The 6,343-nt window shown below is 38.0% G+C and carries 6 protein-coding genes; 5 read left to right on the top strand and 1 reads right to left on the bottom strand.

The window, feature by feature from the left end; genetic code table 11:
* Positions 1–122 precede the first annotated feature (122 nt).
* A complete protein-coding gene (locus V7138_RS24450; RefSeq protein ID WP_335402537.1) occupies positions 123–926 on the bottom strand; it encodes an alpha/beta fold hydrolase in 804 nt (267 codons plus the stop codon).
* A 164-nt stretch (positions 927–1,090) separates the two neighbouring features.
* Between V7138_RS24450 and V7138_RS24445 the strand changes: the two genes are divergently transcribed.
* The 5 genes from V7138_RS24445 to V7138_RS24425 all read left to right on the top strand — a co-directional run bounded on the left by V7138_RS24445 (position 1,091) and on the right by V7138_RS24425 (position 6,303).
* Positions 1,091–1,591, top strand: a complete 501-nt coding sequence (locus V7138_RS24445; protein ID WP_335402535.1) for an Lrp/AsnC family transcriptional regulator — start codon at positions 1,091–1,093, stop codon at positions 1,589–1,591.
* A complete protein-coding gene (locus V7138_RS24440; RefSeq protein ID WP_335402533.1) occupies positions 1,588–2,757 on the top strand; it encodes an aminotransferase in 1,170 nt (389 codons plus the stop codon). Before V7138_RS24445 ends, V7138_RS24440 begins: the two co-directional genes overlap by 4 nt.
* Positions 2,758–3,108: 351 nt before the next feature.
* On the top strand, positions 3,109–3,492 hold the full coding sequence (gene yugI / locus V7138_RS24435; RefSeq protein WP_335402532.1) for a S1 domain-containing post-transcriptional regulator GSP13: 384 nt from the start codon (positions 3,109–3,111) through the stop codon (positions 3,490–3,492).
* Positions 3,493–3,617: 125 nt separating this feature from the next.
* On the top strand, positions 3,618–4,781 hold the full coding sequence (locus V7138_RS24430) for an iron-containing alcohol dehydrogenase (RefSeq protein WP_335402531.1): 1,164 nt from the start codon (positions 3,618–3,620) through the stop codon (positions 4,779–4,781).
* Positions 4,782–4,956: 175 nt separating this feature from the next.
* A complete protein-coding gene (locus tag V7138_RS24425) occupies positions 4,957–6,303 on the top strand; it encodes a glucose-6-phosphate isomerase (protein ID WP_335402530.1) in 1,347 nt (448 codons plus the stop codon).
* Positions 6,304–6,343 lie beyond the last annotated feature (40 nt).

Here is a 6,343-nt window from a genome sequence, read left to right as displayed (position 1 = left end):
ACCATTTTGACAGGAAGAGAGAGGAACTCCTTAACCGAGTCCGAATGAGTCAATCATTTTGACAGTAAGAGCAAGATAGCAGTCTATCGAGTCCGAATTATTGACTCTATTCAATTTTCTATCTAAATAAACTCCGTCATATAAGCTGCTACTTTTTCAGGACATTCTTCAGGGACCAAATGACCTGTATTTTTAATTGATACAAACGTCGAGTTAGGTAAATCCTGATGCAACCTTCGCCCTACAGAAATTGGAACTACCCGATCCTTTTCACCCCAAATTAATAAAGCGGGATGTTTGATTTGTTTTAATTCCTCAGATGGTAAATCACCCTCACGATGGCGGATCATCCGTGTTAACCCCATAAAAATCCGGTTATCCAAGAATGGCTCCGTATAGCCATCTATCATATCTTGACTAATAAGATCCTGGTTGTGAACGACATTTCGTAAATTATGTAATACACCTTGTTTGGCCAACTTCCGTTTTACAAAATAATGAAAATAAGGAAGATAGGAAGAATAGATTAACGATTTCGGCATCCGTTTCATATAACCAGAGCTACAAAGCAACACTAATTTATCCACCAAACTCGGTGATTGTTTTGCAATATATAAGCAAATTTGCCCACCCATCGAATGTCCCACTAAATTGACTTTTGAAAAATGAAAAGAACGAATTAAATCAGTTACTACAGTTGCAATATTTGAAAAAGAGTATGTAAACCTTGTTGATTTTTCACTTTTTCCAAATGGAGGTATGTCAACAGATAGAATGGTATAGTCTTTTGATAAGAAGGGAATAAGTCTTCGGAAACTGAACGATGATGATAAAAACCCGTGTAATAATACGAGAACGGGCTTCTCTTCGTTATGTTGATATAGCTCATAATGAAGGCTTATTCCTTTTATTTGAATTGTGTCCATTGATGAAACCCCACATCCTAATGAAATGATTATTCCTATTTTTGCCAAAGAGCAAAGAAAAACTCATAAAATTTCAAATGAATCAAAAATGATTCAATATACTGTCCATTAATCTGATATAATAAATGACAAAAATCATTTTAAAAATACTAGGGGTGACCGTTATGAAATTGCAGGAAAATGAAATTGAAATACTCGAGATTATTGAGAATAATGGACGACTTCCTGTAGAAACAATCGCAAAATTAGTCGGCAAAACTGTCGATGAAGTCGAAGCTATTATTCGTAAGCTAGAGGAACTTAAGATTATTGTAGAATATAACACAATTGTGGATTGGAAGAAAGTAGCAGGCCACGAAGGTGTGACAGCCATGATAGATGTCAAGGTAACCCCGAAAAAAGGTGTCGGCTTTGATGAAATTGCCAAGCGTATTTATCACTTTAAGGAAGTAAGGTCTGTCTATTTAATGTCTGGTGCATATGACTTGTCCGTTGTCATTGAAGGAAAAACAATGTCAGAGGTTGGGACCTTCGTATCTGAAAAACTTTCAACCTTAGATTCCGTTCTTTCAACAACAACCCATTTTATTTTGAAAAAGTATAAACATGATGGCACCATTTTTGACCAAGGCGAAGATGATAAACGGATTGTGGTGACACCATGACAACCCAATATCTTTCTAAAAAAGTACAAGAATTAAAACCTTCGGGTATCCGTCGATTCTTTGACTTAGCGGTAACGATGGAAGGTGTCATCTCCTTAGGAGTGGGTGAACCAGATTTTGTAACACCCTGGTCAATTAGAGAAGCAAGTATCGAATCGATTGAAGCGGGGATTACCTCCTACACTGGAAACGCAGGACTGATTGAATTACGACAGGAAATATCAGCTTATTTACATAAGTCCTTTGATGTGGAATATTCACCTAATAATGAGATTATTGTCACTGTCGGTGGTAGTCAAGCAATTGATTTAGCTATTCGAGCACTTGTTGATCCAGGTGACGAGGTTATTATTGTGGAGCCAACCTTTGTTGCTTATGGCCCTATAGTGTCCCTCGCAGGGGGAGTTCCGATCCCTGTCCATACGAAGGCTGAAAATGAATTTAAGCTGCAGCCTGAAGAAATTGAAAATGTCGTAACTGACCGTACAAAAGCAATTATTATTTGTTCTCCAAATAATCCGACAGGCACGATGCTTAAGAAAGAAGAACTTGAAGCCATTGCTAAAATCGTTGAAAAACACGATTTGATCGTGATTTCAGATGAAATCTATGCAGAGCTTTCCTATGAGGGTAAATATACGAGCTTTTCAAGTATTCCAGGTATGTTTGACCGTACCATTCTTGTTTCTGGATTTTCTAAGGGCTTTGCGATGACGGGTTGGCGCTTAGGGTATTCAGCAGCTCCAAGGGAAATATCTGAAGCCATGCTAAAAATTCATCAATATACGATGATGTGTGCATCGACAATGGCTCAATATGGGGCAATAGAAGCTCTACGTAATGGTCTTTCTGATGTAGAGTACATGAGAAAAAGCTATCGTCAGCGAAGAAACTTCTTCGTTTCTTCCTTACAGGAAATAGGTTTATCTTGCCATCTACCAGGTGGAGCGTTTTACGCTTTTCCATCGATTAAGGAAACAGGGTTAACATCAGAGGAATTTGCACACCGTTTACTGATGGAGGAGAAAGTGGCAGTTGTTCCCGGTGATGTCTTTGGTGAGAGCGGAGAAGGTTATATTCGCTGCTCTTACGCTTCTTCATTAGAACAACTACAAGAGGCTGTAAAACGGATGGGACGATTCCTAAAAAATAATAACCTCGTGTAATATAGAACAGCACAAGGCATTCGCTTATCGGCGATTGGCTAGACCAGAGAGCAGATGGCGCCTGAAGCTAGACAAAAAAATGGACAAAACCAGTTTGGTTTTGTCCTACATACAAAAGGGGGAATACTAGAAAGCCTTTGAAACTAGTTTACCCGCTCTTCTCCTTTTTTAAACATCTCGACAGATTCCCCCCAAACCATGATAAAATTTACCTGCTTCATAATTTCATCTCATATTGGTAACTCTAATTAATGCGAAAAGATTCTTTTTTGAAAATCTGGCTAATTTGTGATATAATTTTTTATTGCGTATAAAAAAGTGAATAAACTAAAGTTTTAGGAGTTGGGTAGCATGACAGAAAAGATTGAAGTAGGAAGTGTTGTTAAGGGTAAAATTACCGGAATACAACCTTATGGCGCATTTGTAGCATTAGACGAAAATACACAAGGTTTAGTTCATATTTCAGAAGTAACCCATGGCTTCGTTAAAGATATTAACGAGCATTTAAAGGTTGGCGACGAAGTAGAAGTGAAAGTTTTGTCGATTGATGAGGAAAAGGGCAAAATAGGACTATCTATTCGTGCTACACAAGAAGCACCAGAAAAGCCAGTACAAAAAACAGCAAAACCTAAAAAGCGTCCAGCACAAGCACAACAAGCGAATTCTGATTCACAAGGTTTCAATACTTTAAAAGATAAGCTTGAAGAATGGATTGAACAATCAAATTTTAACTAATACTAACAATGAGAAAGAGGCGATTATTGAATTGTCTCTTTTTTATATGTATTCGTATAAAAGGTTTTAAAAAGTCTATTTACTAAATAGTGTGGTATGGGATAATTTTTTAGGAGGCGAGCGTTATGGAAAATTTTACATATTATAACCCAACAAAGCTCATTTTCGGAAAAGGTCAGCTACAGGAGCTGAAGAATGAAGTACCTCAATACGGAAAAAAAGTATTGCTAGTTTACGGTGGGGGAAGCATTAAAAGAAATGGATTGTATGACCAAGTTATCTCCTTATTAGCGGGAATTGGGGCAGAAGTTCACGAACTAGCGGGAGTCGAACCCAATCCACGATTATCAACAGTCCGAAAAGGAATCGACATTTGCCGTAAAGAAGGAATTGAATTTTTACTTGCTGTTGGTGGCGGTAGTGTCATTGATTGTACAAAGGCAATCGCAGCTGGTGCAAAATACGATGGAGATGTGTGGGATTTCATGACACGTAAAGCAGTGGCAACGGATGCTCTTCCGTTAGGAACAGTATTGACGATTGCTGCGACTGGTTCAGAAATGAACTCAGGTTCTGTAATTACAAATTGGGAAACAAATGAAAAATATGGTTGGGGAAGTCCAGCAGTTTTTCCTAAATTCTCCATTCTAGATCCGGTCCATACCTTTACCTTGCCAAAAGATCAAACTGTCTATGGTATGGTAGATATGATGTCACATGTGCTAGAGCATTATTTCCATCATGTACCAAATACATTAACACAGGACCAGTGGTGTGAATCGGTTTTACGTACCGTTATTGAGACCGCACCAAAGTTAATTAATGATCTTGAAAACTATGATTATCGGGCAACCATTATGCTTAATGGAACACTTGCTTTAAATAAAATGTTAAACATGGGATATAACGGAGATTGGGCCACACATAATATCGAGCATGCGGTATCTGCAGTATATGATATCCCTCATGGTGGCGGCCTTGCGATTATATTCCCTAATTGGATGAAGCATGTTCTGGACGAAAATGTAGGCCGTTTCAAACAGTTGGCAGTCCGTGTCTTTCATGTCGATCCTGAAGGAAAAACAGACCGTGAAGTTGCTTTAGAAGGAATTGAAAAGCTTCGAGCATTCTGGACTAGTATCGGGGCGCCATCAAAACTTTCAGATTACGGCATCGGAGAAGAAAATCTTGAACTTATGGCTGATAAAACTGTCGTCTATGGAGAATTTGGCCGCTTTAAAGTACTTAATAAACAAGACTCGCTTGAGATTCTCCGAGCTTCTTTATAAGTGTGAAAAAAAAGATTCTTATATTCCATCAAAAAGGCTCATACTACCTGTGTGAGCACTTTTTTTTAAAATTTTTAATTGGTCACGCTTACATCGAGTCGATAGTATTGATTTTACGGAAAACTTTGGGTACAGTGAAAAGAGATTTGGAAAACACAAGGATGGAGGCAGAAAAATGACACATGTTCGTTTTGATTATTCAAAGGCTTTAACTTTTTTTGGAGAACATGAAATTACATATTTACGTGATGCGGTAAAGGTCGCTCACCATTCCATACATGAAAAAACAGGTGCAGGCAGCGACTTCTTAGGATGGGTAGACCTTCCATCCCAATATGACAAAGAAGAATTCTCTCGCATTCAAAAAAGTGCAGAAAAAATCAAATCAGATTCAGATATCTTACTTGTCATTGGAATTGGTGGATCTTATCTAGGTGCAAAAGCTGCAATCGATTGGTTAAACCACTCCTTCTATAATGCTTTATCGAAGGAACAACGCAAGACACCACAAATCGTATTTGTGGGAAATAACATTAGCTCAACTTATATGAGAGACCTAATGGATTTATTAGAAGGAAAAGATTACTCAATCAACGTTATATCTAAATCTGGTACAACAACAGAACCAGCACTTGCATTCCGTATCTTCAGAAAGATGTTAATTGAAAAATACGGTAAAGAAGAAGCTCGAGGACGTATCTTTGCAACGACTGACAAAGCTCGTGGTGCATTGAAAACATTAGCAACTGAAGAAGGTTATGAATCATTTGTTATTCCAGATGATGTTGGTGGCCGTTATTCTGTCTTAACTGCTGTTGGTTTACTCCCAATTGCTGTTAGTGGTGCAAATATTGAAGAAATGATGAAGGGTGCACAAGCTGCAAGTGTTGATTTTTCTAAATCAGAGCTTGAAGAAAACCCTGCTTACCAATATGCTGCAGTACGTAATGCTCTTTACAACAAAGGAAAGACAATTGAAATGCTCATCAACTATGAGCCAGGACTTCAATACTTCTCTGAATGGTGGAAGCAATTATTCGGTGAGAGTGAAGGGAAAGACCAAAAAGGAATTTACCCATCATCTGCAAACTTCTCAACAGATCTTCATTCTCTAGGACAATATGTACAAGAAGGTCGCCGCGATTTGTTTGAAACCGTGATTAACATTGAAAAATCTCGCCATGAACTATTTGTAGAGGCAGAAGAGAACGATCTAGATGGATTAAACTACTTAGCTGGTAAATCCGTTGATTTTGTAAATAAGAAAGCATTTGAAGGTACAATGCTAGCTCATACAGATGGTGGCGTACCAAATCTAATTGTTCATGTACCGGAAATGGACGAGTATTCATTTGGATACCTTGTGTATTTCTTCGAAAAAGCATGTGCAATGAGCGGCTATTTACTAGGTGTTAACCCATTTGACCAACCTGGTGTAGAAGCATACAAAGTAAATATGTTTGCTTTACTGGGTAAGCCGGGTTACGAAGAGAAGAAAGCCGAACTCGAAAAGCGTCTTTAATATATAAAAGGGATTCCTAATTTAAAGTGTACCCTTTGTA

This window comes from Bacillus sp. JJ1533 (assembly GCF_036965045.1).
Lineage (GTDB): Bacteria > Bacillota > Bacilli > Bacillales > Bacillaceae_L > Ferdinandcohnia.
This window is presented reverse-complemented; position numbering and strand designations above follow the sequence as displayed.